Annotated in this window: 15 protein-coding genes; 2 read left to right on the top strand and 13 right to left on the bottom strand. The window is 41.7% G+C overall.

Annotated features, from left to right (window positions below):
* Positions 1–38 precede the first annotated feature (38 nt).
* Positions 39–806, top strand: coding sequence for an HAD family phosphatase (locus QZ576_RS03445; RefSeq protein ID WP_297094089.1), 768 nt, complete (start codon positions 39–41; stop codon positions 804–806).
* A gap of 167 nt (positions 807–973) precedes the next feature.
* Here the strand turns inward: QZ576_RS03445 and folK are convergent, their stop codons facing one another.
* The 10 genes from folK to QZ576_RS03395 form a co-directional block, all read right to left on the bottom strand.
* Positions 974–1,975 (bottom strand): 2-amino-4-hydroxy-6-hydroxymethyldihydropteridine diphosphokinase, encoded by a 1,002-nt coding sequence (gene folK, locus QZ576_RS03440; protein ID WP_297094087.1) that lies wholly within the window; start codon positions 1,973–1,975, stop codon positions 974–976.
* A 46-nt stretch (positions 1,976–2,021) separates the two neighbouring features.
* Entirely contained in the window at positions 2,022–2,381 is a 360-nt protein-coding gene (locus QZ576_RS03435) for a dihydroneopterin aldolase (protein ID WP_297094085.1), read from the bottom strand.
* Between the two features lie 2 nt (positions 2,382–2,383).
* Positions 2,384–3,112 carry an SDR family NAD(P)-dependent oxidoreductase gene (locus QZ576_RS03430; protein WP_297094083.1) on the bottom strand — a complete coding sequence of 243 codons (729 nt, stop codon included), beginning with the start codon at positions 3,110–3,112 and terminating at the stop codon, positions 2,384–2,386.
* A 104-nt stretch (positions 3,113–3,216) separates the two neighbouring features.
* Entirely contained in the window at positions 3,217–3,828 is a 612-nt protein-coding gene (locus QZ576_RS03425) for a riboflavin synthase (RefSeq protein ID WP_297094081.1), read from the bottom strand.
* Between the two features lie 83 nt (positions 3,829–3,911).
* Positions 3,912–5,384, bottom strand: coding sequence for a cysteine--tRNA ligase (cysS, locus tag QZ576_RS03420; RefSeq protein ID WP_297094079.1), 1,473 nt, complete (start codon positions 5,382–5,384; stop codon positions 3,912–3,914).
* 115 nt (positions 5,385–5,499) lie between these two features.
* A complete protein-coding gene (locus QZ576_RS03415) occupies positions 5,500–6,156 on the bottom strand; it encodes a lipoprotein signal peptidase (RefSeq protein ID WP_297094077.1) in 657 nt (218 codons plus the stop codon).
* Positions 6,157–6,241: 85 nt separating this feature from the next.
* Positions 6,242–6,616, bottom strand: coding sequence for a TraR/DksA C4-type zinc finger protein (locus tag QZ576_RS03410; RefSeq protein ID WP_297094076.1), 375 nt, complete (start codon positions 6,614–6,616; stop codon positions 6,242–6,244).
* A 90-nt stretch (positions 6,617–6,706) separates the two neighbouring features.
* Positions 6,707–10,144 carry an isoleucine--tRNA ligase gene (gene ileS, locus QZ576_RS03405; protein ID WP_297094074.1) on the bottom strand — a complete coding sequence of 1,146 codons (3,438 nt, stop codon included), beginning with the start codon at positions 10,142–10,144 and terminating at the stop codon, positions 6,707–6,709.
* A 1,103-nt stretch (positions 10,145–11,247) separates the two neighbouring features.
* Complete coding sequence (locus QZ576_RS03400) at positions 11,248–11,562, bottom strand: isoamylase early set domain-containing protein (protein ID WP_297094072.1); 315 nt, start codon at positions 11,560–11,562, stop codon at positions 11,248–11,250.
* Positions 11,563–11,963: 401 nt separating this feature from the next.
* A complete protein-coding gene (locus tag QZ576_RS03395; protein ID WP_297094070.1) occupies positions 11,964–12,758 on the bottom strand; it encodes a BtpA/SgcQ family protein in 795 nt (264 codons plus the stop codon).
* 116 nt (positions 12,759–12,874) lie between these two features.
* Here QZ576_RS03395 and QZ576_RS03390 point away from each other — a divergent pair, with 116 nt between their 5' ends.
* A complete protein-coding gene (locus QZ576_RS03390; protein ID WP_297094068.1) occupies positions 12,875–13,804 on the top strand; it encodes a CPBP family intramembrane glutamic endopeptidase in 930 nt (309 codons plus the stop codon).
* A 62-nt stretch (positions 13,805–13,866) separates the two neighbouring features.
* On the opposite strand, the gene QZ576_RS03385 is transcribed toward QZ576_RS03390, so the two are convergent.
* The 3 genes from QZ576_RS03385 to QZ576_RS03375 form a co-directional block, all read right to left on the bottom strand.
* Entirely contained in the window at positions 13,867–14,604 is a 738-nt protein-coding gene (locus tag QZ576_RS03385) for a hypothetical protein (RefSeq protein ID WP_297094066.1), read from the bottom strand.
* A 487-nt stretch (positions 14,605–15,091) separates the two neighbouring features.
* The gene (locus QZ576_RS03380; RefSeq protein ID WP_297094064.1) at positions 15,092–15,853 is read right to left on the bottom strand and encodes a succinate dehydrogenase/fumarate reductase iron-sulfur subunit; all 762 of its coding nucleotides are present in this window, start codon (positions 15,851–15,853) and stop codon (positions 15,092–15,094) included.
* A 37-nt stretch (positions 15,854–15,890) separates the two neighbouring features.
* Positions 15,891–17,735, bottom strand: a 1,845-nt coding sequence (locus QZ576_RS03375) for a fumarate reductase/succinate dehydrogenase flavoprotein subunit (RefSeq protein WP_297094062.1), incomplete at its 5' end; no start/stop codon positions are given.

Raw genomic sequence — 17,735 nt, 5'->3', positions numbered from 1 at the left:
TGCCTAATTTTGCGGCAAATAAGAAAAAGAAATTGAAAATGGGAGACTTAGCATTTGAAGCAGTTATTTTCGACATGGACGGTGTAATTACGAAAACCGCCATTACGCATGCTGCGGCATGGAAGAAAATGTTCGACGAATACCTGCAAAAACACGCTGAAGAAACAGGGGGAATATTTAGAGAATTTACACAAAGCGATTATTTAGCTTTTGTTGATGGAAAACCGCGTTATAAAGGAGTGGCATCGTTTTTAGAGTCGCGAAAAATTATCATGGAACTTGGCGATCCTTCCGATGCACCGGGAATGGAAACCGTATGTGGCTTGGGTAATCGCAAAAATGAAGCTTTTAATGAAGTAATTGCACGTGATGGAGTTGAGGTTTATGAATCGACAGCACAAATGTTGAACGATTTGAAGGAGGCCGGCATTAAACTGGGCGTTGCATCATCGAGTAAGAACTGCGCACCGGTTTTGGAAGCTGTTGACATGCTAAAGATGTTTGGCGCCCGCGTTGACGGTGTTGTTTCGGCTGAACTTGGATTACACGGAAAACCAGAACCGGATATTTTTACCACTGCCTGCGATATGCTGGAATCGACTCCGGCAAAATCCATTGTTGTTGAAGATGCTGTTTCGGGAGTTCAGGCCGGAGCGAAAGGCAAATTTGGTTTAACACTTGGCATAGCCCGAGAAAACAACGAAAAAGAACTAGCTGAAGGAGGTGCCGATTTTGTTGTAACCGACCTTGAAGAAGTTGGCGGCATTTCAGGATTAAACGAACTGTTTGTAAAGAACAATAAATAATATAAGGTGAATTTTACCCCTAAATCCTCCCGATTATAATCGGGACAAGCTCTAAAGGGGACTTGCCCAGCTCCCCTTTAGGGGCCGGGGGTAAATAAAAGAATGATTAATTAACCAACATTGACATAGGAGGTCAAATCATTGAATGAAAGACTAGTGATTTGACCTTACTTTTTTGTTACTCCACCCAGCTCCTGCACACTTTTTCGCAGAAAATCGCGCGTATAGTAATCTTCATCTACTACTTCTCCATTCCACACTGCAATATCCAAATCAATACAACGTGGTCCGAATTTTGGCCCAGTCCGGTCGCGCCCCATCCTGTCTTCAATTTGTTTGAGCATCTTTTTCAGATCGGTCTGCTCTAAATCCGTGCTAATTTTAACCGCTCCATTAGTGTAATCAGGTTGGTCCTCAATTCCGATAGGTTTGGTCTTTATCATAGTCGATACCTGAAGCACATCCACCTCTCCTTTCAGGATTTCGAGCATTTTGGCGATATTCTCGTCTGCGTTAATGTTTGAGCCGATGCCAACTATTACAATGTTGATGCTCTCACTCGAAGTGAGGGTATCAATAAGCCCCTCATTATTTATTAACTCATAATCAATAATCTGTCCTTTTCTCATTCCTAAGTAATCTCGTGCAGAGGAAAACTTCCAATCTTCCACCTTTCTCACTAATTGTGAATAAACCGGATTATTATGAACATACTGAACGCAAGCTTCCAGGTAAGTTTTTCCTTCGAAGAGGTTAACTTTTGTTCCAAAAGCAGTATCCCAATAAGCTGGCTCAATTACTACCTCATCAATCAATACTTTAGCTTTGGTATGTTTCTGAAACAATGATCCTGAAATACCTTCTTGCTTCTGAATTGCCCGGGTATACGATCTCAATAAAATTCCGATAGACTGATTAAGTGTTCTGTTTTTCGTTTTAGTGATATCCTCACTCAGAGTTAGGGTATCACTAATCGTAAGATTATGTACATAAACAACCCAATGGAAATGATTCGGCATTAAACACCACGCGACAACAGAAACGTATGGCAAAAGATGCTCTTTCATTTTGGTGAGAAAAAAGAAATAGTTTTCCTCTTTGAAGAAAATCTGCGACGAGTTATTTCCCCTGTTATAAATGTGATAGTAGAATCCGGGCTGAATATCCATGTTATTTCATTTTATGCCAGTGATAACCTCACTTTGAGTGAGATCATCACGATTTACGAGAAGCCTCCATTTCCATCGATACCGATTCAGCAAAACGCAAGGCATGTGGTTTGTCCACTTCAACACGGGCCCACGTTACTTTTTCGTCTTCCATTATGGTATCGAGTATGCGCTTGGTAAGCACTTCCAGTAGTTTGAACCGTCCCTCCTGAACCAACGCAATTATTTTTTTGGTGATCACTTTATAGTTGAAAATGTCTTCGGGTTCGTCCGACTCTAAGGCCGATTCAGGAATATCAGTCTCAATCTCAAGGTTGATTACCACATCCTGTTTATTCACCAATTCTTCAGGATTAAACCCGATGTAGGTTCTGATTAGCAAATCTTTTATGCGTATTTTAGCCATACTTAACGATTTTTTCCAAGGTTTTCGCCACCGTCGGCAAACAGCAGTTGCCCGGTCAGGTGATCGTTTTCCAAAATATAATCCAAACTTTTCAAAATAGGTTCCACTCCACCTGGTTTTTTCATCGGAATCCCCTGTGCCAACTTGTCCAGGTAATCTTCATTTTCGTCTTCAGGAGGCAGTGTAACACCGGGAGCAATAGCATTTATCCGAATATCGGGGGCAAATTCCAAAGCTGCCATTTTCGTGAGTTCCCAAAGTGCCTTTTTTGAGATGGAATAAGCTGCAAAATTAGATGTATTTGCAGTTATGCGTGTATCGACAAAATTTATGATGTTGCCCGTTTTGAAATAATTAGCAAAGTCGCGGATAAGAAAAAACGGAGCTTTTAGGTTCACATCCAACTGCGAATCAAAAAGCTCAACTGACGTGACGTTCAGATAGCCACGATTAAATACCGAAGCATTATTAATTAGCAGATCAACCTTGATTTTTTCAGCTGCAAGTTTTGGAATCAATCCGACCACTTCATCGGTTTCAGCGAGATTGGCTTGTATTGCTTTAAATTCCTGGTCAGGATATTTTGCTTCAAGTCCGGCAACCAACTCATTCGCCCCTTTTGCCGAAGAGTTGTAATGTACTATAACATTCCAGCCCTTTTCTGCCAGGTGTTCTGTTAACGACCGGCCAATACGTTTTGATGCTCCTGTTATTAAAGCTGTTCGTTTCATTCTGAAAAGTTAGCTATTTTTATTAGAAGAACAGGACTGTTAGACTTATGTTCACAAAAAAAGGCCCGTAAAACGGACCTTTTTAAAAACACTATATGGTTTTTCTATTTGCTGTACGAATTCAATTTACTCAGGTATTTTCCGATAATATCAAACTCAAGGTTGATAACCGATCCCACTTCAAAGGTGTGGAAATTGGTTACTTCCTGCGTGAAAGGAATAATAGCCACCTGGAAAGAATTGTCTTTTGAGTTTACCACAGTAAGGCTTACACCATTAACCGTTACCGAGCCTTTTTCAACGGTCATATAACCTTGTTTGGCTTTGTCCAAGTCAAACTCGTATTCAAAAGTATAATACCAACTTCCGTCGGCTTCCTCAATTTTTACACACTTTGCGGTTTGGTCAACGTGACCTTGTACAATGTGACCATCCAAACGGCCATTCATCATCATACTACGCTCCAAATTCACTTTCGATCCTACTTCCAACAGGCCAAGATTCGATTTAATAAGCGTTTCCTTAATGGCTGTAACTTTGTATTTCTTTTCGGCTTTGTCTACCCAAACCACAGTTAAACAAACACCATTGTGCGATAAACTCTGGTCAACTTTCAGCTCGTCGGCAAACGAACAGGTCAATGTAAAATGTACATTCTCCTGGTCTTTTTCAACGGCTACAACTGTACCGTATTCTTCTACAATTCCTGAAAACATAGCTTTATATTTTGATTAGCGAATTTCGATTAACGATTCTATTCTTCTTCTACATTCGTTAATCATTATTCAACATTCATAATTCATTTAACACTCCACTCCACACCATCTTTGGTGTCTTTTAACTCAATACCAATGGCGTTTAATTCGTCACGAATTTTATCAGCAGTACCCCAATCTTTATTGGCTTTAGCGTCTTTCCGAAGATTAATGAGCAACTCAACAGCGCCACCCAATACTTCATTGTTTCCGCTTCCTGTTTCGCCTTCCTCTTTTAATCCAAGCACATCAAAAACCACTGCTTTGTAAAATTCTTTCAAATCCTCCAGATCAGCTGCTGAAATTTTCTCGGTACCGGCTTTTATCGAGTTGATCATTTTAACACCATCAAAAAGGTGTGCAATCGCGATCGGGCTATTCAGATCGTCGCTCAAGGCAGCAAAACATTTCTCTTTTAACGATGCAATATCAACTGTTGATGCTTCAGATGCAACTAATTCGCCCAATGTTTTTAAGGCAGACATCAAACGCTCCAATCCTTTTTCCGAGGCTTGTAAAGCTTCGTTCGAGAAATCGATGGTACTGCGGTAATGTGCCTGCAAAATAAAGAAGCGGATGGTCATTGGCGAATACGACTGCTCCAGAATTTCGTGCGTGCCGGTAAACAATTCATCCAAGGTGATGAAGTTACCCAGCGAGCGAGCCATTTTCTGGCCGTTAATGGTGATCATGTTATTGTGCATCCAGTAACGCACCGATTCTGTTCCGCGGCAAGCTGTATTTTGCGCAATTTCGCATTCGTGGTGTGGGAAAGTCAAATCCATTCCACCACCATGAATATCAAACTGTTCACCCAAATATTTTGTACTCATTGCCGAACACTCGAGGTGCCATCCCGGGAAACCATCACTCCAACGCGAAGGCCAGCGCATAATATGCTCGGGTGCCGCTTTTTTCCACAAAGCAAAATCAAAAGAGTTTTTCTTTTCATCCTGCCCGTCGAGTTTGCGGGTGTTGGTTTTTATATCATCAAGATTACGGCCCGAAAGTTTTCCGTATTTGTAGTCGTTGTTGTATTTCTCTACATCAAAATAAACAGATCCGTTTGCTTCGTAAGCGTATCCGTTTTTCAGAATACCCTCAATCACCTGAATTTGCTCGATGATATGACCAGAAGCACGCGGCTCGATACTCGGCGGAGTAACGTTCAGATCGTCCATGTTACGATGGAAAGTGTTCATGTATTTTTGAACCACTTCCATTGGCTCCAGCTGCTCCAAACGCGCTTTTTTGGCTATACGATCTTCGCCAACACCTTCCACCTCATCTTCCAGGTGACCAACATCGGTAATGTTGCGCACGTAACGAACTTTGTTTCCGAGGAAAGTAAGGTAACGATACAACAAATCGAAAGTGATAAACGGGCGGGCATGCCCCAAATGCGAGTTACTGTAAACCGTTGGCCCACATACGTATAAACCAACGCGACCTTCAACCAGCGGTTCAAACGCTTCCTTTTTTCGGCTCAGCGTATTATAGATATAAAGTTGACTCATAATTTTTCTGAAATCGTATGATTTTGCAAAGGTAAAACAAAATGGGTGATTTTGTGGCTGTTAGCAAATCCCTCTGCATAAAGGTAAACCGTACTTAACCTGAGGTTCTGTATGGCTAAACTGTTTGTTCCGCTTCAGCCTCTTCAGTTTCAGTGTTGCTAGTCTCGAGTTTGTTAAAATACTTGCGATAGAAAATCAAAATAGAAAAGATACCTACCGTAATTGCCGAATCGGCAACATTAAATACCGGACGGAAAAAGATAAACGGATTTCCTCCGATTTTTGGTATCCACTCGGGGTAGCGGCCTTCCAGCAGCGGGAAATAGAACATGTCGACCACTCTTCCGTGCAGGAAGCTGGAATAACCACCTTCAGCAGGAAATAAAGTAGCTACCTGCCCGTAGCTATGATTGAATATTATTCCGTAAAAAAGACTGTCGATAATATTCCCGATGGCACCGGCAAAAATCAATGCAATACAGGCCACAAAGCCAAAAGGCACGTCTTTTTGTTTGGCCAGTTTAAACAGGTACCAACCAATGGCCATTACCGCAACAATACGAAAAACACTCAAGAACATTTTTCCATATTCGCCGGCAAACTCGAAACCAAAAGCCATACCGTTATTTTCCACAAAATGAAGGATAAACCAATCTTTAAAGACCACAATCTCATCACCGATCGACAGGTTGGTTTTTATCCAGAATTTCAGAACCTGATCGACAATTAAAATGGAGAATATAATTATCAGTGACTTTACTGAACGCGACATATGCTAACCCTTTATAACAGAAATGCCCTTCGAAAATTCTATACAGCATTTTCGAAGAGCAATTCCAATTCTTTTTTTTTACTTACTATTTTCCTTGTTTCGCATCAATACTAAGTGTTGCATGAGGAACTGCACGCAATCTTTCTTTAGCTATTAACTTACCGGTATCGCGACAAATACCGTAGGTTTTATTTTCAATACGAATAAGAGCAGCTTGTAGGTGCTGAATAAATTTCAACTGACGCTGTGCTAATTTTCCGGCTTCCTCTTTAGAAAGGGTAGCAGCGCCCTCTTCCAATACTTTAAATGTAGGTGATGTATCTGAAATATCATTCCCATCACTCTGAGTAATCGAATTCTTGTACATTGTATAATCTTCCTGCGCTTTTTCAAGCTTATTCAGAATGATCGTTTTGAATTCCATTAACTCCTCATCAGAATATCTGTTTTTGTCTCCCATAATTCGTGGGTTTTTAAGTTCCTCTCTTTTTTCAACAAGGCCCTAAAGTAATAAAAAAGTCCATCTTTTTTATCGCCTGTTAACAATTATTTATATAACCTTTTCTATCTCAATTTTAGCGGTTACATCTTTGTCGATCTCGACTTCGTTCGCCCCTGTTAAATCAGCCTCATCAACCAATTCAAGAACATCGGCAAGTGTCTGTGTACAAATATAATTTTTGTGGTTTTCAACCGCCACATTGTACTCTTCATGCTTTGCAATACGCAACTTAATCCGATCGGTTACCTCAAAATCATTATCCTTTCGTAAGTTCTGTATTTTGTTGATAAATTCACGGGCAATACCTTCTTGTTTGAGCTCTTCCGAAAGATTGATATCCAACGCAATAGTCATCTGTCCTTCGGTGGCCACTGTCCATCCCGGAATATCTTCGGTTTGAATTTCTACATCGTCAAGCGACAGCATAATTTTCTCATCTGCCACAGTCAACTCATATTCACCGGTGCTTTCAAATGCCGAAATTGCATTCTGATCCAGCTGATTTACAGCTCCGGCAATTTGTTTCATCATTTTACCGTATTTCGGCCCCAGTGCTTTAAAGTTCGGCTTGATCTTCTTTTTGATCACCCCGGCAGTATCGGTTAAGAACTCAACTTCTTTAACGTTTACTTCTGCCAGAATAATATTCGACACGGCCTCGAATTGCTCTTTAAAGTGCGGATTCAACACCGGCACCATAATTTTAGCCAACGGTTGGCGCACTTTTAGCTTTTCTTTTCGGCGCAATGCCAAAATCATAGAAGAAGCTTTTTGCGCAATGGCCATCTTTTCTTCCAGATCTTTGTCAATCAATTCCTCTTTGTAAGCAGGGAAATCAACTAAGTGTACACTCTGGTTTTCTGCTTTCCCTGTTGCTTTATTCAAATCGTTGTAAAGCAAGTCGGCGTAAAACGGTGCAATTGGCGACATTAATTTTGACACCACTTCCAAACAAGTGTAAAGCGTTTGATAAGCCGAAACTTTATCAGTAGAGTACTCTCCACCCCAGTAACGTTTACGGCTTAAACGCACAAACCAGTTACTCAGGTTCTCGGTTACAAACTCCGAAATGGCACGGCCGGCGCGTGTTGGCTCGTAATTTTCGTAGCTGTCGCCCACTTCTTTAATCAGCGAGTTCAGCAAGGAAATAATCCAGCGATCAATTTCCGGACGTTGTTCTACAGGAATTTCTTCTTCGGCATATTTAAAGCCGTCGACATTGGCGTACAATGCGAAGAAATTGTAGGTATTGTAAAGTGTTCCGAAGAACTTACGTTTTACTTCTTCAACACCTTCGATATCAAATTTCAGGTTATCCCATGGCTGCGCATTGGTAATCATATACCAACGTAGCGGATCAGAACCGTATTTATCGATGGTTTCAAACGGATCGACTGCATTACCCAGACGTTTCGACATTTTCACGCCGTTTTTGTCGAGTACCAGACCATTTGAAATAATATTTTTAAACGCTACCGATTCATCGATCATTGTCGCAATAGCGTGCAATGTGAAGAACCAACCACGTGTTTGGTCAACACCCTCGGCAATAAAATCGGCCGGGAATACATCTTTAAAATTCTCTTTCCACTCGAAAGGATAATGGCGTTGTGCAAAAGGCATCGCACCCGAGTCGAACCAAACATCGATCAGGTCGGATTCGCGCTCCATTTTTTGTCCCGACGGTGAAACCAAAATGATATTATCGACATGTGATTTGTGCAGGTCGATCTTTTCGTAATTGGCTTTTTCGTAATCGCCAACTTTAAACTCAGCAAATGGATTTTCTGTCATAAATCCGGCTGCAACCGCTTTGTCAATCTCTGCCATCAGTTCTTCCATCGAACCGATACAGATCTCTTCCGAACCATCCTCAGTTCTCCAGATTGGCAGCGGAGTTCCCCAGAAACGTGAACGGCTAAGGTTCCAATCCACCAGATTTTCAAGCCAGTTTCCGAAACGTCCTGTTCCGGTCGACTTTGGTTTCCAGTTGATCGTGTTGTTCAACTCCACCATTTTGTCTTTAACGGCGGTTGATTTGATAAACCACGAATCAAGCGGGTAATACAACACAGGCTTATCAGTTCTCCAGCAGTGTGGGTAACTGTGAACGTGTTTCTCTATTTTGAATGCTTTATTCTGCTGTTTCAGCATTACCGAAATGTCGATATCCACTGTTGGAGCATCGTCATCCAGTTTATCGTCGTATTCGTTTTTCACCGAACGACCGGCAAACTCGTGATACGATTCGGTGTTTACATATTTCTCAACAAACTCCGGATCCAAATCGATAGTGGGGTAAAAACGTCCTTTTTTGTCAACCAAAGCCTGACGTTTTCCTTCGGTATCGATAACGATCAGCGGCGAAATTCCGTGTTGTTTTGCCACACGATCATCGTCGGCACCAAAAGTAGGCGCAATGTGAACGATTCCGGTACCATCTTCGATGGTTACAAAGTCGCCGGTAATTACCTCGAAAGCTTTTCCTTCAGGTTTTACCCAGTCGATCAGCTGCTCGTACTGAACACCTTTCAATTCTTCGCCGGTATATTCGGCCAGAACTTCGTATGGTATTTTTTTGTCGCCTGGTTTATAATCCTCCATTGCCAGCTCGGCATTTTTCGAGTTGAAATAAACAGGGAACAAGTCTTTCGCCAAAATCAACGTTACCGGATCTCCGGTGTACGGATTAAACGAACGAACTTTTACGTATTTAATATTCGGCCCAACACACAGTGCTGTGTTCGATGGCAATGTCCATGGAGTTGTTGTCCAGGCCAGGAAATACAAATCGGTTTCCAATCCTTCGAAAAGGAATTCCGACCGTTCGTTTCGTGTGGCTTTAAACTGGGCGATTGCTGTTGTATCTTTTACATCGCGGTAACATCCAGGTTGGTTCAGCTCGTGCGAGCTCAATCCTGTTCCGGCTGCCGGCGAGTACGGCTGAATAGTGTAGCCTTTGTACAACAAGCCTTTATTGTAAATTTGTTTCAGCAACCACCAAACCGACTCAATGTATTGGTTTTCGTAGGTAATATACGGATCATCCATATTCACCCAATAACCCATTTTACGTGTCAGTTCTTCCCACTCGCGAGTGTATTTCATCACCTCTTTGCGGCAGGCGTCGCTGTATTCTTCAACGGTAATTTTTTTACCTATATCGTCTTTTGTAATGTTCAGCGCTTTTTCAACGCTCAATTCTACCGGCAAACCATGCGTGTCCCAACCGGCTTTACGGTGCACACGGAAACCTTTCATGGTTTTGTAGCGGCAAAAAATATCTTTTATGGCACGCGCCATCACGTGGTGAATACCCGGCATTCCGTTTGCCGATGGCGGTCCTTCGTAAAATACAAATGTTTCGTGCCCTTCGCGGGTTGAAATACTTTTATGAAAGGTATCATCATTCTCCCAACGCGCAAGCACATCCTTGTTTATCTGTGCTAAATCTAACTGCTTATATTCCTGAAATTTATTACTCATAAGAATACCTTATAATCCACTGATTTTAAAAAACATGCAAATATAGAAAAATTTTGATGGGTGGCGAGGATGAAACAGGCCTTAATTAAAACGGACTAAAAAGCTAATTACAAATAATTTACATTGCAACACATAGCTTTTCGCAGCCATTTGCCCAGCACTGTAATTTGCTGACTAATAGCGTCCTGTTACATCATGAGCCGTCCTGTTAGTTTTTATAGCGTCCTGTACCATTTTTATTGCTTCCTGTTAACTTTTTGGCGTCCCTGTTAGATTTTGGGGCGTCCTGTTACCTTTTTCCCTCATCCTGTTATGTTTTTGGGTGTCCTGTTAAACAGGATTTGGAGATTTTGTAACAGGATGGGTGAAATGGTTACAGGGAGTGTTCCAATTATCAATTCAACTTCATCAGATACTTCAACTTCACCTTCCTGAACCAGATTTAGGAAATGTCTTTTCAGACGGAAAATCCTTTTTCCTTTAGCTGAAAAAGGATTCAAAAAAGCCACCGCTGACGATAAAAAACTAAAAATAAATTCCTTTCACTAAAATCAAGAAACTCCTCCTTTTAGACCTTCATGCTTCAGGTCTAACGAGCGTCAAACAGACTTGATTTTTAACGTTCCATCCATCTATTTTATTAACGCTTTTTCTCGAAGGCGGCCTTGAAGGCAAATCTCGTGCGGGCTCGTCAAAAATCCGTCAGTCGGGCTAATTGGTTGAATTGAAAAAACGCAAAGGTATTTTTTGACAAGATTTTTGGTTCCTTTTCATCGATTGGAAAAGGAACTGCCCGTCTGGCATTAAGACAAATGCAACAGAAATAATTAAATTCTACATATTGTGGTTCTGTTGCCATATTACATATTAAATTGATTTGAAAGAAAGAAAAAGCCACTTCATCAATAAAGACAAAGTGGCTTTGTGGAATACCTTTATAGAAATCCGGATCAGACAGTCCGGACTAAATATTTTGTCAATCTGCAGTGAAGCTAACCTTGCCGATTTGCATCCCTTTGGGAAATCGGGTGTAACAAAACCCCAAACTTAGTTTCGCGAAAACTTCTGTTTCGTATGGCTACAGATCCGTAATGTTTTTTTAATTAATTCAGGTCGAGTACCGAATTAAACTCGCCTTCAACAATACCGGTTGGAGCCGTACTGTCGGCTTCGCTATCGTTTTCCCAAACCGAACCGTCGATCAAATATTTAAACTGGTAGGCTTTACCGGTTTCAAGATTCAGCGTTTGTGTAAAATCACCGCTTTTCAGTTTTTTCATTGGCTCAACTTCTTCGTCCCAGCCGTTAAATTCACCTACAATTTTTACTGTATCTGCACTTGGAGCATCAGCTTTTGCCACTCTAAAAGATACTTTACACTCGGGTTTACTTTTTAAATATTGTTTTTTTATACTCATAATTCAAAGTTTTTTGTGAAACAGAACAGTTACCGGCTTTGTGCTTTAAAGATTGCTTTATGAATTGGCATCCGGCGCCTGATGTAAACTCAACAGCCTTCTTTCAATCACTGATCCGGCACACTCTCCTGAATCGTTCTTGTTTTCAATTCTAAAATTTGTTTTAGTACAAAGTTGGTTTGGAAATGATTTTCTATCAGTTTGTTGATCAAAAATATGGGTTTGACATTAATTATCAATCAACTAGCAAAAAGAATATTCTGATATTTAACACTTAAGTAAAATTAAAATTTTTTAGTATCTTATTGTTTTTCAGACACATTGACCAATTCTCTAATTCCATTTTTCTTGAGCAAAATAAGCACACATAACTGGTTTTAAGGATTTTAATCAAACAAATGTTAGCTACTTTCTCGCAAATGTTTTACGCGGGCCATAAATGCCTGAACTCTTTCCAGTTCCACTTCGTTTTGCCAGTCGCCATCGTATTTAAAAGATGAGCCCACAATAAAAGCATCGGCGTACGGCCAGAAATCCGAAATATTTTGCTCCGTAATTCCCGAGCCAACCAACACCGGCAAGCGAACTGCCTCAACTACAGCCTGCACATCTTTTATCGACGCTTCCTCGCCCGTTGCATTTCCGGTAACAATAACGCCATCGGCCAAAAAGAATCCGGCAGCTTTCGCCATATCGCAAATCGAAACATCGGCGGAAATGGCATGCGATGAGTGTTTCTTTTTAATGTCGGTCCATATTTTTATGCTGTCGGCACCAATCTGTTTCCGGTAGCGTAAAAGTTCTGCCGCATCGCTGTTCATCATTCCCTCATCGGCCAAGTGCCCAAACACAAATCCTTCGGCCCGGATAAAATTGAAACCTGCAGCATGTGCAACGGCTAACGCCTGCTTGTTGGCTCCAGCCAAAATCTGTATTCCCAGCGGAAGTGATACAACCTGCCTGAGTTTTGTTGCAACGACCGTCATTGCGGCCACTATTTCGGGCCCAACTTCGCGATTCAAATAAGGACGGTCGTGCATATTTTCGATCATAATAGCATCCACACCGCCTTGTTCCAGTTTTTGTGCATCATTGATTGCCGCTTCAATAATTTCCGGTATTGTAAGGTGGTTTTTCGGGGTGCCCGGTAACGCTCCCACATGCACCATCCCTATTATTGATTTGTTGACTTCCACTCTGTAGAATTTTGTTTCTTTAAAGTTAAGCGAAATCACGGACTTTTTACATCGTTCGAAATCCTATTAAACGGAAATGCCCAGAAAAATTATCTTTGTCCTAAACATTTTCAAAAATGGAATTTACTGCATTCAGAGACCTGAAACCTTTCTCGCAATTGTTTTTTACTGCATTTGTTGTGGTGGCCAGCATTTTAATATTCTTTGTATTGTCGCTTGTTGTGGCCATTCCAATCTGGGGATTCAACACTGTTTTGCACCTGCCGGCTGTTAATTCCGAAACGCCACAAAATATTATCAACCTTTATAAATTTATTCAGGTTGTTCAGGCTATCGGTTTTTTTATCGTTCCTCCGTTTATTCTGGGCTACCTGTTTCATGGCAAATCAAAAGAATACCTTTATCTCGATAAATCATTCAATTCGCAAAGTATAATCCTGGTTGTTGTGATGATGTTTTTTGCCTCTCCGCTCATTAACCTCATCGGCGAATTGAACAGCAATATGAGTTTTCCCGAATGGTTATCGGGCGTGGAAGAATGGATGCGCAACGCCGAAGAAAATGCCGCCGATATTACCGAAGCCTTTTTAAATGTAAAATCCATTGGCGGACTTGCTTTTAACGTGTTTATGATCGCCCTGCTACCGGCAGTTGGCGAGGAGCTTTTATTCCGTGGAGTCATTCAGAAGATATTTAGTAAAATGACACACAGTCACCATTGGGGAATCTGGATTTCGGCCATACTTTTTAGTGCGCTTCACATGCAGTTTTATGGTTTTGTTCCACGTGTTTTGCTTGGCGCTTTGTTTGGTTATATGCTGGTTTGGAGCGGCTCGATGTGGCTACCGATAATTGCCCATTTTTTGAATAATGCAATTGCAGTAATTGCCATGTACTTTATAAATAACGGCCTGATGAAACCACAATATGAAGAGATCGGCTCAACGTCTGACAGTTATTACATGGCCGGAATCAGCCTGGCGCTAACGCTTGTGTTTCTCTTGATGTTGAAACGGCACAATGCTGGGAAAGAAATTCCTGTATAAAAAATCCCGGATCAGTTTTACCAACCCGGGACATAAAATATCAATACAATAAATTCATTCGTCTAAGCAAATTCAAATAAGAGATCGGTCTGCATTTCTTCAGCCGAAAGCTTTTTCTTTTCGTTACGACGGAATACATAAACAATACCATATTCCTGTGCCAATTGACGTTTCGCTTTTGGCGATTCCACTTCAAGGCTTTCTTCAATCTCTGTCCACAGCTTGCTTATAAAGTCGTTGGTTATTTTGCGCAGTTTTTGCATTTTATCGAACGAGCGCAAAGTATTTCGTTTTAAGGTTTGCTGAAATACCGAAGCATCGTGCAATTCTTCCACCTTAAATTTTACCAGTGCAATTGACGGATTATATATGGCACTTCCACCATTTTGTTTACGCTTTTGCTCGCCTTCCACCATTATTTTGCCCCACTCAATAATATCCTCCTCGGTATTCAGTGGCGGTACTTTCCCTTCAAACGAAGCCAGGTTTCCGTAGAACTTAATTCCTCCGTTAATCTCGCCGCGCTCTGATGCAAACTGCAAAACCTGTATGAAATGCGAAACATACATTTTAGCGCGATCAAAAGCTTCTTTGTACTCTTTAATATTTTCCGACTGAAGGCGTGTGTCTAACTCGTATTGCGTAAGATGATTCTCAAAATTGTTCTTCACATTCTGAAGTTCTTCAACCGAATGATTGGAGAATGCCAACTTGTGTTCATTCTTAATCACCTTTGCCAGCGCTGCGTTAAGTGCGCGTATTCTGGCTTTATCCGTCGTGGGTAAACGTCTGTATGGCATAATTATCCTTTGTGTTTATGCGAAGTTATGGATTGTGTATGGAGAATACATGTGTTCGCCCTTGCACTTATGCACATCTACTTGTTTATTAGTGTGAAAAACCGGAGGCTGTTTTTAGCGAACGGCCCTATTTTAATACCTTTCGGTCTCTATCTTCGCACGAAGTTAACAGGGTTAGAAACAAAAAGGGTAACTAACAATCAAGCGAACTAAACAAAGTGAAGCCACAATAAAAGCAACGAATCTGCCATTGACTTTAAGAACTTAGCGATTGTAACCGCTTAGCGCATAATCGGAAGCATGTTGCAATTCTATCGTTTTACCCCCGGCCCCTAAAGGGGAGTTGAGCAAGTCCCCTCCAGGGGATTTAGGGGTATTTTAAAATTGGCCAATAAAGTTAGTTTTCTCTCGCCGAACCAGGCAGCTTAAAACAAAAAAGCCTTCCCAGAAACTGAGAAGGCTTTTCAAAACTATAGCGTGAATTTTCTTATTCGCTAATTCTTGCTTTCAGGTATTCGCGGTTCAAACGTGCAATGTTTGTAATCGAAATACTCTTCGGACACTCGGCCTCACAAGCCTGCGTATTGGTACATCCACCAAAACCAAGTTCATCCATTTTCGATACCATGTTTTTAGCACGGCTAGCAGCTTCAACTTTACCTTGAGGCAATTTTGCCAGGTGCGAAACTTTTGCCGAAACAAACAACATAGCCGACGAGTTTTTACAAGCTGCCACACAAGCACCACAACCGATACATGCTGCTGCATCCATTGATTCTTCTGCATCTTCCTTAGCAACAGGAATAGCGTTTGCATCAGGAACACCACCGGTATTTACCGATACGAAACCACCAGCCTGAAGAATTTTCTCGAAAGCTGTACGGTCAACCACAAGGTCTTTAATTACCGGGAATGCACGCGCACGCCAAGGCTCAATAACAATGGTTTCACCATCTTTGAACTTACGCATGTGCAACTGGCAAGTAGTAACCTCTGTGTCTGGTCCGTGCGGACGTCCGTTGATGTAAAGACTACAAGTACCGCAGATACCTTCGCGGCAGTCGTGGTCGAAAGCGATTGGATCAATTCCTTCTTCGATAAGCTGGAAATTCAGGATATCCATCATTTCAAGGAAAGAAGACCCGGTTGAAACATTCTCGATTGTGTATGTTTCGAATTTACCTTTTGATTTGGCATTCTTTTGACGCCAAACTTTTATTTTGAGTTTTTTTAGAATCTTATCAGCCATAATCTTACAGATTTATGATTTATAATTATTCGATCGATTATTTGTAAGAACGCTGCGTAAGCTTCACATTCTCAAACACCAAATCTTCTTTATGCATATCCGGCTCAACGCCCTCTCCTTTGTACTCCCAGCACGATACGTAGGTGAATTTCTCGTCGTTACGTTTTGCTTCACCTTCTTCGGTAGCCGACTCTTCACGGAAGTGTCCACCACACGATTCGTTTCTGTCGAGTGCATCGCGAGCCATCAACTCACCAATATCGAAGAAATCGGCAACACGACCGGCTTTCTCCAACTCAGGATTAAGGTTATCCAATTCGCCAGGAATACGAACATCTTTCCAGAATTCTTCGCGAATTTCCTTAATCATCTCGATCGCTTTTGTCAATCCTTCAGCATTACGGGCCATACCAACGTAATCCCACATTACTTGTCCAAGTTTTTTGTGGAAATAGTCAACCGGTTTCGAACCTTTAATATTGTATAACTTCTCGATACGATCTGTTACTTCTTTTTCAACCGCAGCGAACTCAGGAGCGTTTGTGTCGGCCATTGGCGTCATAATTTCGTCAGCCAAATAATCACCAATAGTGTATGGCAACACAAAATATCCATCGGCCAAACCTTGCATCAGCGCCGAAGCACCAAGACGGTTAGCACCGTGATCGGAGAAGTTTGCTTCACCAATAGAGTACAAACCAGGAACTGAAGTCATCAGGTTGTAATCAACCCAGGTACCACCCATTGAGTAGTGAATCGCCGGGTAAATCATCATTGGCGCTTTGTAAGGATCAACGTCGGTAATTTTTTCGTACATCTGGAAAAGGTTTCCATAACGTGCTTCAATTACATGTTTACCTAAACGCTCAATGGCATATTTAAAATCGAGGAATACTGCTTTACCTTCGGCATTTACACCAAAACCGGCATCGCAACGTTCTTTTGCAGCACGCGACGCAACGTCACGAGGTACAAGGTTACCGTACGAAGGATATCTTCTTTCCAGGTAAAAGTCACGATCCTCATCAGCAATATCGTTCGGGTGAAGTTCACCTTTCTGCAATTTTACTGCGTCTTCTTTTTTCTTTGGTACCCAAACACGACCATCGTTACGCAACGACTCCGACATCAAAGTCAGTTTCGATTGCTGATCGCCATGAACAGGAATACAAGTTGGGTGAATCTGTACGAAACATGGGTTCGACATGAAAGCACCACGTTTGTAACACTGCCATGCTGCCGATCCATTACTTCCCATTGCGTTAGTCGACAGGAAGAATACGTTTCCGTAACCACCGGTTGCTACAACTACGGCGTGTGCACCAAAACGTTTGATCTCTCCAGATACAAGGTCGCGGGCAATAATACCACGAGCTTTTCCGTCGATCTTAACCAAATCCAACATTTCGTGGCGGTTGTACATTTCAACAGCACCTTTCGAAATCTGACGGTTCAACGCCTGGTAAGCACCAATCAACAACTGCTGACCGGTTTGCCCACGTGCGTAGAACGTACGACTTACCAATACACCACCAAACGAACGGTTGTCTAACAAACCACCGTATTCGCGGCCAAAAGGTACACCTTGTGCAACACACTGGTCGATAATGTTTGGCGAAACTTCTGCCAAACGGTAAACGTTAGCTTCACGTGCACGGTAGTCACCACCTTTAATAGTATCGTAGAACAAACGGTAAACCGAGTCGTTGTCGTTCTGATAGTTTTTTGCAGCATTGATACCACCCTGTGCCGCAATTGAGTGTGCACGACGCGGGCTGTCCTGGTAACAAAATGCTTTTACTTTATATCCTAATTCTGCTAATGAAGCAGCTGCCGAGGCACCACCTAAACCGGTACCTACAACAATAATTTCTAATTTACG

Origin of the sequence: uncultured Draconibacterium sp. (assembly GCF_913060805.1) — a bacterium.
GTDB lineage: Bacteria > Bacteroidota > Bacteroidia > Bacteroidales > Prolixibacteraceae > Draconibacterium.
Note: the sequence above shows the minus strand (reverse complement) of the source record. Positions and strands in the feature narration are given on the sequence as shown.

Excerpts from the sequence above, each read along its gene's own strand:
- QZ576_RS03380 (WP_297094064.1), bottom strand. The coding sequence starts at position 15,853 with ATGGCTGATAAGATTCTAAAAAAACTCAAAATAAAAGTTTGGCGTCAA.
- cysS (WP_297094079.1), bottom strand. The coding sequence starts at position 5,384 with ATGAGTCAACTTTATATCTATAATACGCTGAGCCGAAAAAAGGAAGCG.
- QZ576_RS03410 (WP_297094076.1), bottom strand. The coding sequence starts at position 6,616 with ATGGGAGACAAAAACAGATATTCTGATGAGGAGTTAATGGAATTCAAA.
- QZ576_RS03415 (WP_297094077.1), bottom strand. The coding sequence starts at position 6,156 with ATGTCGCGTTCAGTAAAGTCACTGATAATTATATTCTCCATTTTAATT.
- QZ576_RS03385 (WP_297094066.1), bottom strand. The coding sequence starts at position 14,604 with ATGCCATACAGACGTTTACCCACGACGGATAAAGCCAGAATACGCGCA.
- QZ576_RS03400 (WP_297094072.1), bottom strand. The coding sequence starts at position 11,562 with ATGAGTATAAAAAAACAATATTTAAAAAGTAAACCCGAGTGTAAAGTA.
- ileS (WP_297094074.1), bottom strand. The coding sequence starts at position 10,144 with ATGAGTAATAAATTTCAGGAATATAAGCAGTTAGATTTAGCACAGATA.
- QZ576_RS03430 (WP_297094083.1), bottom strand. The coding sequence starts at position 3,112 with ATGAAACGAACAGCTTTAATAACAGGAGCATCAAAACGTATTGGCCGG.
- QZ576_RS03445 (WP_297094089.1), top strand. The coding sequence starts at position 39 with ATGGGAGACTTAGCATTTGAAGCAGTTATTTTCGACATGGACGGTGTA.
- QZ576_RS03425 (WP_297094081.1), bottom strand. The coding sequence starts at position 3,828 with ATGTTTTCAGGAATTGTAGAAGAATACGGTACAGTTGTAGCCGTTGAA.
- QZ576_RS03390 (WP_297094068.1), top strand. The coding sequence starts at position 12,875 with ATGGAATTTACTGCATTCAGAGACCTGAAACCTTTCTCGCAATTGTTT.
- folK (WP_297094087.1), bottom strand. The coding sequence starts at position 1,975 with ATGGATATTCAGCCCGGATTCTACTATCACATTTATAACAGGGGAAAT.
- QZ576_RS03435 (WP_297094085.1), bottom strand. The coding sequence starts at position 2,381 with ATGGCTAAAATACGCATAAAAGATTTGCTAATCAGAACCTACATCGGG.